Source organism: Pelagibius sp., from assembly GCF_028289705.1.
GTDB lineage: Bacteria > Pseudomonadota > Alphaproteobacteria > Kiloniellales > Kiloniellaceae > Pelagibius.
This window is the reverse complement of record NZ_JANQOI010000180.1, coordinates 40,433-55,581: the sequence shown is the minus strand read 5'-3', so window position 1 is coordinate 55,581 and position 15,149 is coordinate 40,433. Positions and strand designations below refer to the sequence as shown.

At 66.4% G+C, this 15,149-nt stretch carries 18 protein-coding genes; 4 read left to right on the top strand and 14 right to left on the bottom strand.

The window, feature by feature from the left end:
• The 6 genes from Q0996_RS22900 to Q0996_RS22875 all read right to left on the bottom strand — a co-directional run.
• The coding region (locus Q0996_RS22900; protein WP_299625581.1) for a phosphoenolpyruvate-utilizing N-terminal domain-containing protein at positions 1-479 on the bottom strand (479 nt) is incomplete at its 3' end.
• Positions 466-780, bottom strand: coding sequence for an HPr family phosphocarrier protein (locus Q0996_RS22895; RefSeq protein ID WP_299625578.1), 315 nt, complete (start codon positions 778-780; stop codon positions 466-468). The genes Q0996_RS22900 and Q0996_RS22895, both read right to left, overlap by 14 nt.
• Positions 780-1,187 carry a PTS sugar transporter subunit IIA gene (locus tag Q0996_RS22890; RefSeq protein ID WP_299625575.1) on the bottom strand — a complete coding sequence of 136 codons (408 nt, stop codon included), beginning with the start codon at positions 1,185-1,187 and terminating at the stop codon, positions 780-782. The genes Q0996_RS22895 and Q0996_RS22890 overlap by 1 nt, the downstream gene beginning before the upstream one ends.
• 177 nt (positions 1,188-1,364) lie before the next feature.
• Entirely contained in the window at positions 1,365-2,780 is a 1,416-nt protein-coding gene (rapZ, locus tag Q0996_RS22885) for an RNase adapter RapZ (RefSeq protein WP_299625572.1), read from the bottom strand.
• A gap of 28 nt (positions 2,781-2,808) precedes the next feature.
• Entirely contained in the window at positions 2,809-4,518 is a 1,710-nt protein-coding gene (locus Q0996_RS22880; RefSeq protein ID WP_299625569.1) for a stimulus-sensing domain-containing protein, read from the bottom strand.
• Positions 4,519-4,581: 63 nt separating this feature from the next.
• Positions 4,582-5,286 carry a response regulator transcription factor gene (locus Q0996_RS22875; RefSeq protein WP_299625566.1) on the bottom strand — a complete coding sequence of 235 codons (705 nt, stop codon included), beginning with the start codon at positions 5,284-5,286 and terminating at the stop codon, positions 4,582-4,584.
• A gap of 707 nt (positions 5,287-5,993) precedes the next feature.
• On the opposite strand from Q0996_RS22875, the gene Q0996_RS22870 reads away from it, so the two are divergent.
• Complete coding sequence (locus Q0996_RS22870; protein WP_299625563.1) at positions 5,994-6,521, top strand: PAS domain-containing protein; 528 nt, start codon at positions 5,994-5,996, stop codon at positions 6,519-6,521.
• A gap of 48 nt (positions 6,522-6,569) precedes the next feature.
• Here the strand turns inward: Q0996_RS22870 and Q0996_RS22865 are convergent, their stop codons facing one another.
• The 5 genes from Q0996_RS22865 to Q0996_RS22845 all read right to left on the bottom strand — a co-directional run bounded on the left by Q0996_RS22865 (position 6,570) and on the right by Q0996_RS22845 (position 8,509).
• Entirely contained in the window at positions 6,570-6,716 is a 147-nt protein-coding gene (locus tag Q0996_RS22865) for a hypothetical protein (RefSeq protein ID WP_299625560.1), read from the bottom strand.
• Positions 6,717-6,795: 79 nt separating this feature from the next.
• Complete coding sequence (gene pspC / locus Q0996_RS22860; protein ID WP_299625557.1) at positions 6,796-7,278, bottom strand: envelope stress response membrane protein PspC; 483 nt, start codon at positions 7,276-7,278, stop codon at positions 6,796-6,798.
• Positions 7,275-7,496 (bottom strand): envelope stress response membrane protein PspB, encoded by a 222-nt coding sequence (pspB, locus tag Q0996_RS22855; protein WP_299625554.1) that lies wholly within the window; start codon positions 7,494-7,496, stop codon positions 7,275-7,277. Before pspB ends, pspC begins: the two co-directional genes overlap by 4 nt.
• Positions 7,497-7,517: 21 nt before the next feature.
• A complete protein-coding gene (pspA, locus tag Q0996_RS22850) occupies positions 7,518-8,240 on the bottom strand; it encodes a phage shock protein PspA (RefSeq protein WP_299625551.1) in 723 nt (240 codons plus the stop codon).
• 62 nt (positions 8,241-8,302) lie between these two features.
• Positions 8,303-8,509 (bottom strand): hypothetical protein, encoded by a 207-nt coding sequence (locus tag Q0996_RS22845; RefSeq protein WP_299625548.1) that lies wholly within the window; start codon positions 8,507-8,509, stop codon positions 8,303-8,305.
• A 164-nt stretch (positions 8,510-8,673) separates the two neighbouring features.
• Here Q0996_RS22845 and pspF point away from each other — a divergent pair, with 164 nt between their 5' ends.
• Positions 8,674-9,768: a phage shock protein operon transcriptional activator gene (pspF, locus tag Q0996_RS22840; RefSeq protein ID WP_299625545.1), complete on the top strand. Its 1,095-nt coding sequence runs from the start codon at positions 8,674-8,676 to the stop codon at positions 9,766-9,768.
• 12 nt (positions 9,769-9,780) lie between these two features.
• On the opposite strand, the gene Q0996_RS22835 is transcribed toward pspF, so the two are convergent.
• The 3 genes from Q0996_RS22835 to Q0996_RS22825 all read right to left on the bottom strand — a co-directional run bounded on the left by Q0996_RS22835 (position 9,781) and on the right by Q0996_RS22825 (position 12,403).
• Positions 9,781-10,845 carry a patatin-like phospholipase family protein gene (locus Q0996_RS22835; RefSeq protein ID WP_299625542.1) on the bottom strand — a complete coding sequence of 355 codons (1,065 nt, stop codon included), beginning with the start codon at positions 10,843-10,845 and terminating at the stop codon, positions 9,781-9,783.
• 215 nt (positions 10,846-11,060) lie between these two features.
• Entirely contained in the window at positions 11,061-11,369 is a 309-nt protein-coding gene (locus tag Q0996_RS22830) for a DUF190 domain-containing protein (RefSeq protein ID WP_299625540.1), read from the bottom strand.
• A 23-nt stretch (positions 11,370-11,392) separates the two neighbouring features.
• Entirely contained in the window at positions 11,393-12,403 is a 1,011-nt protein-coding gene (locus tag Q0996_RS22825; protein WP_299625538.1) for a sodium-dependent bicarbonate transport family permease, read from the bottom strand.
• A gap of 383 nt (positions 12,404-12,786) precedes the next feature.
• Between Q0996_RS22825 and Q0996_RS22820 the strand changes: the two genes are divergently transcribed.
• Both Q0996_RS22820 and Q0996_RS22815 read left to right on the top strand, forming a co-directional pair.
• The gene (locus Q0996_RS22820) at positions 12,787-14,397 is read left to right on the top strand and encodes a phosphoenolpyruvate carboxykinase (RefSeq protein ID WP_299625536.1); all 1,611 of its coding nucleotides are present in this window, start codon (positions 12,787-12,789) and stop codon (positions 14,395-14,397) included.
• 173 nt (positions 14,398-14,570) lie between these two features.
• A complete protein-coding gene (locus tag Q0996_RS22815) occupies positions 14,571-15,149 on the top strand; it encodes a TetR/AcrR family transcriptional regulator (protein ID WP_299625533.1) in 579 nt (192 codons plus the stop codon).

The following is a 15,149-nucleotide window of genomic DNA, read 5'->3' as shown; positions in this document are numbered from 1 at the left end:
TCTGTCAGGTTGCGCAGAATACGGTGGCCGACCTCGCGCACGTCGTCGCCCCGCGCTGAGAGATAGGCATCGTCCATGGCCGCGAACTCCTGGGCGATGGCGGAGATCTCCTGCATCACCGCGGCCTCGGCATTGCGCCGGTCCTTCTCGATGCGCTTTTCGATGCCGCCGATCAGCCGCCGCGACTTCAGCATCTGCAGGTGGGCGTCCAGCAGATAGCCCAGTTCCTCCGCCGCCAGCCCGTGGATGCCGAACGACTTCGCTTTCAGCTTTCCAACCTGGCGCACCGCCTTGGCGGTCGCCTCGGCGAAGCGCTTTTTCTCTCGGGGCACCCGGTTGGCGGCGATCTGGTACTCGGGGACGTGGAGGTCCCCGGCTTCGCGGACATAGGCGGGGCCGATACCGACGCCGGGCGAGACGCCGAGCCCCTCGAAGACCTGTTCGCGGCCGCGCCGCCGGCTTTTGCTATCCGCCTTCATCGAATTTGTTGTCGACCAGACTGGCCAGCGCCTCCACGGCCTGGGCGGCGCCGCTGCCGGTCGCCTCGACGTCGATATCGCATCCGGGGCCGGCGGCCAGCATCATCAGACCCATGATCGAGCAGCCGGACACCCGGGTGTCGTTCTTGATCACCGTGACCTCGGCATCGAAGGTCTCCGCCAGCTTGACGAACTTGGCGGCCGCGCGGGCGTGCAGGCCCTTCTGATTCTGAATCGTCAGGCGGCGCGATACCATCGCCTCCGCCAATGCCCCTTCTTTTGTCTCGACCGGCTTGTCCATCAGTCCTTGTCCGAATCGAGAAGCTGCGAGGCGACGTTGATGTACTTGCGCCCGGCAAGCTGTGCCTGGGTCACCGCCTCGGCCAGACTCGCGGTGCTGCGCAGACCGGTCAGCTTGATCAGCATCGGCAGGTTGATGCCGGCGATCACCTCGACCCGGTCCTTGTCCAGCACCGAGATCGCCAGGTTCGACGGCGTGCCGCCGAACATATCCGTCAGCAGCACCACGCCGTCCCCCTGCTCGGCATCGGCGACCGCATCGATGATGTCTTGGCGGCGCTGCTCCATGTCGTCTTCCGGCCCGATGCAGATCGCCGCCACGTTCTCCTGCGGACCCACCACATGTTCCAGGGCCTGCACGAACTCAACGGCAAGGCGTCCATGGGTTACCAAGACCAGACCGATCATCCTCTACTCCCTGCCGACCCCCGCAGTATTGCCCTGCTGCTGTCGTCGTCCGCTGGCGGTTTTCTCTTTGGCGGCTTTCTTCTTATTGTCACGATAAGGACCCAAAGCAAAGCCGCCGGTCAATGACCTGTCTCAACCTTCGGTTTTTCATCGACCGCTGCCGCCGCGCGCCGGCGCTCATTTCCGGGCGGCCGAGCGCTGCGGATCGCGCGCAATATCGCGGTGGTCGAGGTGGACGGAACGCCCCTGCGCACCCAACCAGGCGGCAAGCCGCTCAGCCAGGAAAACCGAACGGTGCCGTCCGCCGGTGCAGCCGATGGCGATGGTCAGGTAGCTCTTGCCTTCACGCTCGTAGCGCGGCAGCAGCGGCGCCAGCATCTGTGTGAGGTGATCGAGAAAAGGTCCGAAGCCCGGATCGCGCCCGATGTAGTCGGCGACCGCCGCATCGCGGCCGGACAGCGGGCGCAGCTCCGGATCGTAGTGCGGGTTGGCCAGGAACCGCACGTCGAACACCAGATCCGCTTCGCGCGGCAACCCCTGGCGGAAGGAAAAGGAGGTGACGAAGACCGCCATCCCGCCGGCAGAGTCCAGGCCCACATGGCCCAGCAGCCAGGTGCGGAAGTCCGCCGGCGTCAGGTTCGAGGAATCGATCATCAGGTCGGCGCGCTCGCGCAAAGGCGCGAGCAGCCGGCGCTCCGCCACGATGCCGTCGGCCACCGGACGATCCTGGGCCAAGGGATGGCGCCGCCGGGTCTCGGTGAAACGCCGGCCGAGGACCTCGTCCTCGCAGTCGACGAACAGCAGGGTCGCGGCAAAGCGCGGGTCGACGGTGAGCGCATCGAGCCGTTCGAGCACCGGGCCGACGGCAAAGTCGCGGGTGCGGATGTCGACTCCCACGGCGATGGGGCGCTTCAGGCCGACCGCCCCCACCACCGCCTCGAGCAGGTTGAGGGGCAGATTGTCGATGGCCTCGTAGCCCTCGTCCTCCAGGATCCTCAGCGCCGTGGAGCGCCCCGCCCCCGACATGCCGGTCACCAGAACGAGACGCCGTGCGCCGCCGCTCTGAGTTTCGCTTTCGGACTGGGCCTGGATTTCGGTCTGGTCGCTCACGCTTTCCCCGCCTGCTGGTTCGCCAGCCCTCGCCGGGCCCTCGACAGCGTCGTCCGGCATTATAAGCGTGCCCAGGTCGCGCAGAGCAAGCTGCAGCCGTTCCGGCGCCGAAACGCTCGACGGATCGAGGGCAACAAGGGGGACCGGCAGACCGCAGAGCTCCCGCCAAGCGCGCTCGGGCAGCCGCTCGATCCGGTCCTGGGGCTGCAGTTCGGCCAGCAGCACCAGCGGTACCGGAGAGCGGAACGCCATCTCGACGATTCCCAGGCCGCGGACTTCAAGCTTGCCGGCGATGCTGTCGGGGGCGCGGGCGAAAAGCCGGCCGTCGCGCCGTTCCAACAGGGTCTGGTCGTCGCTGACCAGAACTGCGCCGCGGTCGATGAGCCGCAAAGCCAGGTCCGACTTGCCGGCGCCCGGCGGACCGAGCAGGGCGACTCCCCTGCCGTCCAACGCGACGGTCGTGGCATGCAGGTTCTCGGCCATGACCCGGCTGCCGCCCCCCGTCCGCCGCCTATTCGCCCGGCAGGGTGACGACGAAGCAGGCGCCGATCACCCCGCCGTCGGGATCGCGCCGGTTCTCCGCCCTGATGGTGCCGCCATGGGCCTCGATGATCTGTTTCGAGATGGATAGGCCGAGCCCGGAATGGGTGCCGAACTTCTCCCCCGCCGGGCGCTCCGAATAGAAGCGTTCGAAGACCGCCTCCAGCTTGCCGTCGGGAATTCCCGGCCCGTCGTCACAGATCGAAACCTTGATGTCGCCGCCCTGACGTTGAGCCGAGAGCCGGATCCTGCCGCGCGGCGGCGAGAAGGTGACGGCGTTGGCGATGAGATTGCGAAAGACCTGTCCCAAGCGGCCTTCCAGGCCCGGCACCTGCAGGTCCTGGTGTTCGAGCAGTTCCAGCGCGAAGCGCGGCGCCTCCTGGGACTCCACTGCCTCGTGCAAAGAAACGATCGCCCGCAGCATCTCGCCCACGTCGACCGGCTCGGTCTCCGCGCGGGACAGTTCGGCATCCAGGCGCGAGGCATCGGAAATGTCGCTGATCAGCCGGTCGAGGCGGTGCACGTCGTCCAGGATGATCGAGACCAGCCGGCGCTGCTGCTCCGGGTCCTCGACCCGGGCCACGGTCTCCACCGCGCTGCGCAGCGAGGTCAGCGGGTTCTTGATCTCGTGGGCGACGTCGGCGGCAAAGGCCTCGATGGCGTCCATGCGGTTCCACAGGGCCTCGGTCATCGACCGCAGCGCGCTGGAGAGGTCGCCGATCTCGTCGCCGCGGCGGCGGAAGTCCGGGATCTCGAACTGGCGGCCCTTGCCGTAGCGCACCAGGTCCGCCGCCTGGGCCAGCCGGCGGATCGGCCGGGCGATGGTGCCGGCCAGATAGAACGACAGCAGCACCGTCACGGCGAAGGCGACGCCGCAGACGATCAGGATGTCGCGGCGGCGGTCGTCCACCGCCGCGTCCACGTCGGCGCCGTCCTTGGACAGCATGAGCGCGCCCAGAACCTGGCGGTAGCGCTGCACCGGCACGGCGATGGAAAGCACCAGCCGGCCCTGGCGGTCGGCGCGCACCATGCCCGGGCTGTCGCCGGCGAGTGCCCCGGCGACCTCGGCATAGTGGGCAGCCTTCTGGACCCGCGCTTCCTGGTAAAGCGGAAAGTCGTCCTTGCCGGGCACCCATTTCAGCGCCATCTCGTAGAGCTGGCCGAGCAGACTGAGCCCGCCCTTCTCCGCCGGCGGCAGCGCCTGGACCTGCACCTGTCCGCCGGGCCCACCGAGCACGAAGCTGTCGGCCAGTAGCTCGCCGGAGCGCGCGAAGATCCGCGCCCGTACGCCGGTATCCACCAGCAGCACGCGCATCAGGTTGCGGGTGACCTCCGGCAGCAGTTCCTCGTCGCCCACCTGGGTGGCCACCACCGCGGTGCTGCCGAGGGAGAGGGAGAAGGCCCGGCCCTGGATGCGCAGGGCGTCCAGCTCTGCGGCGATCAGGCTCTGCCGGTATTGGTCGAGGTGCAGCAGGCCGAGGACCGGAATCAGCAGGACCAGTACGTTGATGGTCAGGATGCGCCGGGTCAGGGGGGAGCGCCAGCGCCGCCGGCGCCGCGGCACCGCCGCTTCGTCGGTCCGGCCTTCGGCAAGCCGGCGGGGTCGCTGCGCCGCCTCGCGACGGGCGCCGCCGAGCAGGGGGCCAAGGGCCCCGGGCTTCCCCTCGCTGCCGACCGTCATCGGCCTAGATCCGTCGCTGCGGTTCCCACATCGCCAGCCCTTCTTGCGCCGGTGAGAGCAAACCTAAGGCTCGCGGTAACGATAGCCGACGCCATAGAGCGTCTCGATCTGCTGGAAGCTGTCGTCGGCTTCGCGGAATTTCTTGCGCAGCCGCTTGATGTGGCTGTCGATGGTCCGGTCGTCGACATAGATGGATTCGCCGTAGGCCGCGTCCATCAACTGGTCCCGGTTCTTCACGTGGCCGGGTCGCTGCGCCAGAGCCTTCAGGATCAGGAACTCCGTCACCGTCAGGTTGATGCGTTCGCCTTTCCAGGCGCAGAGGTGGCGCGCCGGGTCCAGCACCAGGTCGCCGCGCTGGATGGAGGCCTCCGCCGTGGCGGCACCGGCGATGCCGTCTTCGCCGCCCTTCTCCCGCCGCAGCAGGGCGCGGATGCGCTCGATCAAGAGACGCTGGGAAAAGGGCTTGGTGATGTAGTCGTCCGCGCCCATGCGCAGTCCCAGGACCTCGTCGATCTCGTCGTCTTTCGAGGTGAGAAAGATGATCGGCAGGTTGGAGGCCTTGCGCAGATGCCCCAGGAGTTCCATGCCGTCCATGCGCGGCATCTTGATGTCGAGCACCGCGAGATCGACCGGATTGGCGGCGATGGCGCGCAGCGCCTCCGCCCCGTCGTTGTAGGTGCGCACCTTGAAACCCTCGGCTTCCAGCGCGATGGAGACCGAGGTCAGGATGTTCCGGTCATCGTCCACCAAGGCGATGGTGTCTTGCATGCGTCTGTTGCCCCGTCGTGTCCCGTCGTCCGGCCGGGCGGTCGCCGGACTGGGCATTAAATCAGATCTGGCGCCGGTTGCGCGATCTTCGCATTCACACCGGCGCCTGCGTCCGGTCTTTCCACTCGCGACCTTCGTTTCAGGTCATCCAAGCGCGCAGTGCCGAAGCCGCGCCGCGCGCGGTCCACCTAATCAGACCTCGGCGGCAACGGCAAACCACGTCGCCCCGAAGGGCCGGTTGGGGGGTGGAAAGGCAGGATCGAGACGTCGGTGATTCGCCGGGACCTTGCCCAGGGACTGTGGCGGTTTTGCGGCAAAGTGTGGAAACAATGGGACTACGGTCCTCAGTTGCCGCGCGCGGGCCCGGACCGCCGGCGCAGATTTTTTTCGCGCCTTCACCCCCGCGAAGCCAAGGCAAAGCCACCGTTTCAGTTGAATCGTTGATCCTCCAAGGCAAAGCATGAGAACAAATCTGGTGATGAACGGTTCCCTGGATGGAAAAATATTATATATATAGATGGCTGAGATATGTTCCCAAGTGGAGCGCCGATTGACAGACGGGCTATTCTACAAGACATTACTTTGCAATTGAGGATTGTAATTTTTTCGGTGTATTTGCCCCTCAAGAGTAGTTGCGGCCGAAGTATTGGGGCACGCCTTGGGGGTTCAGATGGCCGCGGGGGATACCGCCAGAGATCGGCTGCGTCGTGACATTGCGCGAAGACCTGCACAACACGCCCTACGATGCGCCGGTGCGGTGCACCGATCGCTCGTTCCTGGACCGTTGCCCGCCGCGCATTGCCGAGATCTTTCGTTACTGGGACGGGCTGCGCGGGGACCGGCGCATGCCGCGCCGGTCGGACTTCGATCCGGCCAGGGTGGTCCATCACCTGCCCAACATTCTGCTGGTGGATGTCGAGGGAAGCGACGACCGCGGATGGCCGGTCCTGCGCTATCGGGTGGTGGGTACGGAGGAATGCCTGCTGCGCGGCCAAGACCCGACCGGCAGACTGGTCAGCGACGCCTACTTCGGCCCGAGCCTGGAAAGCGTCATGTCCACCTATGGCATGGTCTACCGCGAAGGCAGCTTTCTCTACGAGCTGATCGAGTTCATGACCGACAATGGGCTCTGGCACAGCGAGTTCGGCCTGCTGATGCCGTTTTCAGAGGACGGCAGCAGCGTCAGCCAGATTCTGGTCTACTCCCAATCCAGCGACTTCGAAGCGGACGATTAGCTGGGTTGCGGCCTGCGTCGGGTCGGTTCCACCAATCCCTGGACACTTCTAACGTTCGTGCACAAGGGCCGGTGCGGCGGGCGGCACCGCTGCGCACCGCTCCTCGGCCTGTGCCAGATGGGAGGCGAAGGCGGCCAGAAGGCTGAGGAAGGTCGCCGCCAGCGCGGCAATCCACCAGCGTCTCGAACGTCTCATTGTTTTTTGTCCCCGGGTCTTTGTCCCGATATAGAAGGCGCGCGACCGAATCGCGCGCCCTCGGCTTGGGAGCCCCGGTTCAGAGGTCCCGGAACTCCCGATGCAACCGCGCCTCGGCGGAGGTTACGAAGGCCTCCATGGCGCGGACCCGCTGTTCCTGATCGCGGAACTTGTGACGCAGGCGGGAGAGCGACTCGCTCGGCTTCACCCGGACCTGGCGCCAGAACTCTTTTTCTTCTTCCGACTGATAGGTGAACTCAGGCGCCGGGTCGATGAGCAGTGTGGCCAGAAAATAGCAAACCAGGGTCGGGAAGGTGAACATGAAGAGCGAGATCAGGGCGATCAGCCGGACGATGAAGGTGCTGATCCCGAAGTAGTCGGCAATGCCGGCACAGACGCCGCTGATCTTACCCTTTGCCCGATTGCGGTAGAGGCGGCTGGGGCGCTGGGGCGGCGGGGTCTGCCCGCCGGGCCCACTCCCCGGGTGTCCACCGCCGGGCCCTTTGCCGTGATGGCCCCCTCTGGAATGGCCACCTCTGGGTCGACAGGGACCGCAGCTCATAGCTTCTTCCTCCAGTCCGTCACCTCCGCATCGAGGATGCGTTCCAGCGAATTGATCCGCTGCTCCATGCGTTCGGCGCTCTGCCAGAGCTCCTCCAGCAGTTGCTCCTCATCCGACGACAGCGATTTGGTCGCCCGCCAGCGGGTCGCATAGTGGGCGATGATCCAAATCGGTGCGACGACGGCGAGGAAGAGTATGACCGGTACTTCGAAATCCATGGTCCTTGGTCCCCCGCTGGCTTACTGGCCGTCCGCCGCGTCGCTCTCGCTGTCTCCGCCGCGGGCCGCCTTCTTCGCACCGGACTTGCCGATGCGGGCCTTGAGTGCCGCCAGCTCGTCTTCGATGGCGGACTCGGCGGCCAGTTCGGAAATCTCGTCGGCCAGGGACTTGCCACCGCGGCCCAGGTCATAGGCTTCGACCTGGCCCTCGGCCTCGTCCAGCTTCTTTTCGACCTGCTCGAAGCGGCTGAAGGCGTCCTCGACGCGGCCGTCATAGAGGGTGCGCCGCACCTTCAGGCGCGAGCCGGCGGTGTCGTGGCGGGCGGCCAGGGCCTGCTGCTTGGCCTTGGCCTCGCGCAGCTTGCTCTCCAGCTTGGCGATGTCGTCCTCGCCCTGGCGCAGCATGGCCTCCAGTTCGTCCAGCTCGTCCTGCAGCGCCTGCGCGGTCTCGGCGAGCTTGGCCTTTTCCAGGAGCGCGCCCTTGGCGAGATCCTCGCGGCCCTTGGTCAGCGCCAGCTCGGCCTTGTCTTCCCAGCTCTGCTGGGCTTCCTGCAGGCGCATCAGCCGGCGATTGATCTCCTTCTTCTCGGCGATGGTCTTGGCCGCCGTGCTGCGGACCTCGACCAGGGTGTCTTCCATCTCCTGGATCACCAGGCGGATGATCTTTTCCGGCTCCTCGGCGCGGTCGAGGATGGCGTTGAGGTTGGAATTGATGATGTCGGCGAGGCGGGAAAAAATACCCATGGTTCCGTCTTTCCTTGTTGCTGTCCGTCTTTGTCTCGGCTTGGGGTGTGCGCGACGCCGCGTTAGCTCAGGATGGCGCCGAGCAGCATGCCGGCGGCAAACATCATCCAGTGGTCGGCGGTGCGGGTGCGCAGATAGACGCAGGTGCGTTCGATCCAGTTGTCCTGGGATCGCGGTCTGTGGTCTTCGTGCATGTGGTTCATGGCAATCAGTCTCTGTCTCTCTGGGTTGGCCCGGCTCTCGGGGTTGTTCGGGTCGATGTGGTCCATCTCGCCCCTACCTTTGCAGGGACCGTGCCAAGTCCGCAAAACTCATCTATCTGATTGAAATACATAGAAATTTCGTAACAAGCCGGCAAACGCCAGTTGCCCTCCGAATGGTATTCAAAACCATTTATTGGTGAAATTTACCTTTTGTTAGCTATATTGAAGTGATGGCTCGACCCGACCTGCCGCCGTTGCTGGGCGAATCCACGGCCTTTCTCGCCCTGGCCGAACAGATCTCCCGCATCGCCCCGCTGGACCGCCCGGTGCTGGTGATCGGCGAGCGCGGCACCGGCAAGGAGCTGGTGGCCGCCCGGCTGCACTTCCTCTCCGCCCGCTGGGACGGGCCCTTGGTCCAGCTCAACTGTGCGGCCCTGGCCGAAAGTCTTCTGGAATCCGAGCTGTTCGGCCACGAGGCCGGGGCTTTCACCGGCGCCGTCAAACGCCGGCCCGGGCGCTTCGAGCTGGCCGACAGCGGCAGCCTGTTCCTCGACGAGATCGCCGCCGCCACCCCGGCGGTTCAGGAGAAGCTGTTGCGGGTCATCGAATACGGGCGCTTCGAGCGGGTCGGCGGCAACGCCACGCTGGACGTCGACGTGCGGGTGATCGGCGCCACCAACGAGGACCTGCCCGCCGCCGCGGCGGCGGGCCGCTTCCGCGCCGACCTGCTGGACCGCCTGGCCTTCGAGGTCATTACCCTGCCGCCGCTGCGGGCGCGGCGCGAGGACATCCCCCTTCTGGCCGGCCATTTCGGACGGGAGATGGCGACCGAACTGGCCTGCCCGGTGTTCCCGGGGTTCAGCGATGCCGCCCTGGAACACCTCCATGCGCACGACTGGCCCGGCAACGTGCGCGAACTGCGCAACGTGGTGGAGCGCTCGGTAGCCCGCGCCCTGGCCCAGGCGGAACCGGAGGACGCCCTCAGCCCCATCGACGCGGTGGCCATCGATCCCTTCGCCAGCCCCTATGCCCTGGCGCCGGCCCCGCGCGCCGGACAGCCGGTTGAACGGGCACCAGCGGAAGGGCCCGCTCAAACCATGAAAGCGCCAGCGCCGTCAGCCCTGGCCCTGCCGGAGCCCTCCGACCCCTACGACCTCAAAACAGCTTTGCTGCGCATCGAAGGTCGGCTGATCGAGGAGGCCTTGCGCAGCCAGCGCTTCAACCAGCGGGCCACCGCCAGGCATCTCGGCCTGACCTACGACCAGCTCCGCAACCGCCTGCGCAAGCACGGGCTGCTGAAGCGGAGTGAGCCCCCCATCGCATAGAGCGACGGGCTGTCAGCCGCTCTGTGCGTCTGTCTCGTCGAGAACCAGGGTGGAGCGGGCGCCCAGTTCCGCGGCGTGGCGCTCCAGCCAGGCAGCGGCGGCCTCCCGCCCGATGGACCTCAGCTCCTTGAAAAAGCCCCAGTCGGCGCGCTGTTTGCTGGAGACGTCCAGCGCCCTCATCGCTTCCCCGCCTTCCAGGAGGTGCAGGTTCAGGCCCCGCACCTTGCCGGCGAGGCCGCCGCGCCCCTGGCCGCGCCCGGCCATGCGCCCCATGTAACCGAGCGCTTCCAGCTCACGCATCAGCGGCGCATTGAACACGATCTGGCTGCGCCGGTTGTTGATCTGGCGGGCGCTCTGCGGCACCTCGTCGGTGGTCAGCGAATCGATCTGGATGATCATCACGTCGCGGCTGTCGCAGTGGAAGACCAGGGGAAAGATGGTCGGGTTGGCCATGAAGCCGCCGTCCCAGTAGTGGGCGCCGTCGATGGCCACCGCGCGATAGAGGTGCGGCAGGCAGGCGGAGGCCAGCAGCGTCTCCACCGTCATGTCCGGGTTCTCGAACAGCACGGCACGGCCCCGCTTCAGCTCGGTGGCGGAGACGAAAAGCCGCGGCGTCTCCGCGAGCTGAAGGGCTTCGAAGTCGATGACCTCCTCGAGCACCGCGCGCAGGGGATTGAGTCCCAGGGGGTTGAGCTGATAGGGCGAGAAGAGGCGGGTCATCATGTCCAGGGCCGGCGAAACGGCACTGGGCGGCCGGAATTCGCCCAGGCCGCTGACCCGCCGCCAGAGGGTCTCCAGGCTGTCCCGCGCGCCGCTGCGTCCGCCCTCCAGCCAACCTCCGGCCAGGGCGGCGGCATTCAGCGCACCGGCACTCGCGCCGCTCAGACCGTCGACCTCGAGCCAGTCCTCCTCCAGCAGGCGGTCCAAGGCGCCCCAGGTGAAGGCACCATGGGCGCCGCCGCCCTGCAGGGCGAAGGACAGGGACAAGCGGGCGCTTGGGGAGCGGCGACGGCGCGTGCGCCAGAGCGGGCCGGCCAGGGCCGAGTCGAGACGGGATACGCCGTTGCGTAATGCCATGATGCCTCCAGACAAGGTCCGGGGCATTCCCCACCAGAAGCGGTTTCTTGCCGACCGTATGGCGCTCATGCCCCACAACAAAGGGGCCCTGCGCGCGCCTCGCCAGTGTTCTAATTGTGATTTATGAACAAGAACTTAAGGCGATTCTGTGGCAGCCGATCAGGTCATTCATGTTGTGACGGCACCGGCCCGCTTCGACGCAAGGCGAACACACCCTAGAAATGATCGGCGCGGATCACCTCGACGTCGGAAAGCGTGATGACCGCGCTGTAGTCGCGCAGGAGTTCGCGGGCCGCGGCCATCACCTCGCGCGCTTTCTCCTCCCGGGCGATCACGATGATCAGGCGCTTGGAAAAGGCATCGCTGATCTCACCGCGATGCCAGCTCCCCTCGGCGCCCATGCCGGCCATGCAGGGCATGATGGTGTAGCCGCGCACGGCCTGATCCTCCAGCAGCGCCACGACGCGGCGCTGCAGCGGTGTTTCGACGATGATGTCCAGCCTCTTGCGGGGATGGGTTTCCATGGGTCTCGATCCTCGAACAGGCCCTAGGGCACCGACGATAACGCCGCGGCCGCGGAAAAGTAGAGCGGAATCCCCAGCGTCAGGTTGAAGGGGAAGGTGATTGCAAGGGACAGGGTGAGATAGATGCCGGGGCTGGCCTCGGGCACCGCAAGGCGCATCGAGGCGGGCACGGCAATGTAGGAGGCGCTGCCGGCGAGCAGCGCGAACAGCGCCATCTCGCCCATCCCCAGCCCCAGGGCCCAGCCCGCCGCGAGACCCAGGGACGCGCCGATCACCGGCATGGCGATGCCGAACATCAGCAGGCCGGGGGTCAGCTCCGTGGCGCCCCGCAGGCGCGTCGCGGCCACCAGCCCCATGTCCAGGAGGAACAGGCAGAGCACCCCCTTGAAGGGGGCGTCGACGAAGGGGGCGATCGTCTCGAAGCCCCGCGGTCCGGTGATCCAGCCGATCACGAAGGCGCCGATCAGCAGCACGACGCTGCCGTTGAGAAAGATCTCGCGCATCAGGTCACGGTCGATGAGGGCACGGCGCTCGGCTCTCGAGCGATTCCCGGCGCCGCCATTCATGCCGCGCCAGGCCAGCCAGATGCCGGTGACGATGGCGGGGGTTTCCATGATCGCCATCACCGCGACCATGTAGCCCTCGAAGCCGACCCCCATCAGGGTGAGGAATTCGGTGCCGGCCACGAAGGTGACCACGGAGATCGAGCCGTAGTGGGCCGCCACCGCCGCCGCATCGGCCTGACCGAGACGGGTGAAGGAGCGCAACAGGGCAAAGGCGATCAGCGGAATGACGAAGGAGAGCGCCGCCCCGGTCAGCAGCAGCGCCGCGATGGTCCAGTCGAGGCCCTGCTTGCTCAGCTCGACCCCGCCCTTGAAGCCGATGGCCAGCATCAGATAAAGCGCCATCGCCTTGGCCAAGGCCTCCGGCACCGAGAGGTCCGAGCGCAACAGCGCAGCGGCGAATCCCAGGGCGAAGAACAGGATGATCGGCGAGAGCAGGTTGTCGATGGCAAGGGGCAAGAGATCAGGCACGAAAGGGTATCCGGTCGCTTGGCGGAAGGGGACGCTGCCGGAAACAACGCAGCGATGTTCGATTTAGTCCATTCAACCCCGGAGACCAAGCCGCAAGCTGGCAACAGTTGCCCCAGAAAGGCCGCCGATTGGCGGCTGCATCGCCGGAAGCGATGCGCTAGCCTCTGGCCGGGCGCTCAGATCAGCCCGGCAATCGTCCGGGGAGCGACGCTTATTAGAGAATGCCAATAAACCCGTGGCCAAGTCTGCCGGGATAAACTATCTCTCAGCGGGTTCGTGGTCCGAAGACAGCAGGAAGACCCGGCGCCATAAGGGGCAGTTAACCAAGCCCGCCGCCGCAAAAGGGTCAAAGAGGGAAAACTCAACAGTGGGAGTTCATTCACTTGAACACAGTCGGCGCAGGTGTCAGCCGCCATGGCCTCGACCACCATGGCTTGGTGAATCTTCGAAACGTGTATTGGAACCAGGGCGTCTCGGCGCTCTACGCTGAAACCCTGCGGCGCGGCGAGGGCCGCCTGTCGGAGGGTGGCGCCCTGGTGGTGCAGACCGGCAAGCACACCGGCCGCTCGCCCAAGGACAAGTTCATCTGCCGCGAAGCCTCCAGCCAGGAGTCCATCTGGTGGGGGGATGTGAACATGGCCATGGACGAGGCCGGCTTCGAGCGCCTGCACCGCAAGGTCGCCGCCTACCTGCAGGGCCGCGATGTCTTCGTCCAGGACGTCTATGCCGGCGCCGACCCGGACTACCGCCTGGCGGTGCGGGTGGTGAGCGAATCGGCCTGGCACTCCCTCTTCGCCCGTAACATGTTCCTGCAGCCCGGAGGCGCGGAACTGGCCAACTTTCAGCCCGGCTTCACGGTGCTCCACGCACCCTTCTGCCACGCCGACCCGGAGGTCGACGGGACCAACAGCGAGTCCTTCATCGTCATCTCCTTCGCGCGGCGCCTGGTGCTGATCGGCGGCACGGTCTATGCCGGCGAGATCAAGAAATCGATCTTCTCCGTGCTGAACTACCTGCTGCCCGAGCGCGACGTCCTGCCGATGCATTGTTCGGCGAACATCGGCGCCGAGGGCGACACGGCGATCTTCTTCGGCCTGTCGGGCACCGGCAAGACGACGCTCTCCGCCGACGGCAGCCGCAGCCTGATCGGCGACGACGAGCACGGCTGGTCGCCCAGGGGCGTCTTCAACTTCGAGGGCGGCTGCTACGCCAAGGTGATTCGCCTGGACCGTGCCTCTGAGCCGGAGATCTATGCCACGACCGAGCGCTTCGGCACGGTGCTGGAAAACGTGGTGATGGACCCCGAGACCGGCCTGCTGGACCTCGACGACAACCGCCACACCGAGAACACCCGCGCCAGCTACCCCCTCGACTTCATTCCCAACGTCACCGCCAGCGGCGAAGGCGGCCACCCCAAGACCATCGTCATGCTGACCGCCGATGCCTTTGGCGTGCTGCCGCCGATCGCCAGCCTGACGCCGGAGCAGGCCATGTACCACTTCCTCTCCGGCTATACGGCCCGGGTGGCCGGCACGGAAAAGGGCATGGGCAACGAACCTTCGGCCACCTTCTCCACCTGCTTCGGCGCGCCCTTCATGCCGCGCCACCCCGCGGTCTACGCCAAGATGCTGGGCGACAAGATGGCCGCCACGGGCGCGCGCTGCTGGCTGGTCAACACCGGCTGGACCGGCGGCGCCTACGGCGTCGGCTCGCGCATGAAAATCGCCCACACCCGCGCCATGGTGCGCGCCGCCCTGGACGGGCGCCTCAGCGAAACGGTCATGGCCCGGCACCCGCAATTCGGGCTGGCCATGCCGGAGTCCTGTCCGGACGTGCCCGCCGAGGTGCTGAACCCGCGCAACACCTGGCCCGACAAGCGGGCCTACGACCTGACGGTGCGCGATCTCACCCAGCGCTTCGAGGCCAACTTCCGGCAGTTCGAGCCCTATGTCGGCGAGTCGGTGCGGGAGGCGGGGATTCGCGCCGCGGCCTGAACGGCACCGCCAGTCACCGCCCGCCGCTCAGCAAGGGGAGGCTGATCGGCGGGCTGCGTCCTTGCACCAGAATCGACTGTGGCGCTGGGACCTACCACTAACGCAATGGCCTCGGTGCCATTCAACGCAGTCTCCCCAGTATGGACCAACAGTCAGTTGGGGGCAGCGCGCCTATGACGGCGATCACAGCAGAGAGGGTTCTGGATTCGGCTCAGCGCCTCGTTCAGACCCGCGGCTTCAACGGCTTCAGCTACCGCGATATTGCCGAGGAGATCGGCATCAAGTCGGCGAGCATCCACTACTACTTCCCCAGCAAGAGCGATCTCGGCGTCGCCCTGGTCCAGCGTTACCGGGAACGCTTCGATGCCGAACTGCAAAGCATCACGACCCGCGACCAGGAGGCCTCGAAGCGGCTGAAGGCCTTCGTCGGTCTCTTCCGCCAGACATTGAACGACGAGCGGCTCTGCCTCTGCGGCATGCTGGGGGCCGAGAAGGACGGGCTGCCGCCAGCGGTGAGCCAGCAGGTCTGCGACTTCTTCGTGCTCTGCGAAAACTGGCTGACCAACGTGCTGAAGCGCGGCCGCAAGGACGGTGAGGTTGCCTTTCTCGGCAGTCCGCAGACCGTCGCCGATCAGTTCCTCTCGCTTCTGGAAGGGGCCATGGTGGTGGCCCGCAGCCTCAACGATCCCGGCCGCTTCGACAAAACCACCAACGCCTTCCTGCGGGTGCTGAAACCCTCCGACGAGGCCTGA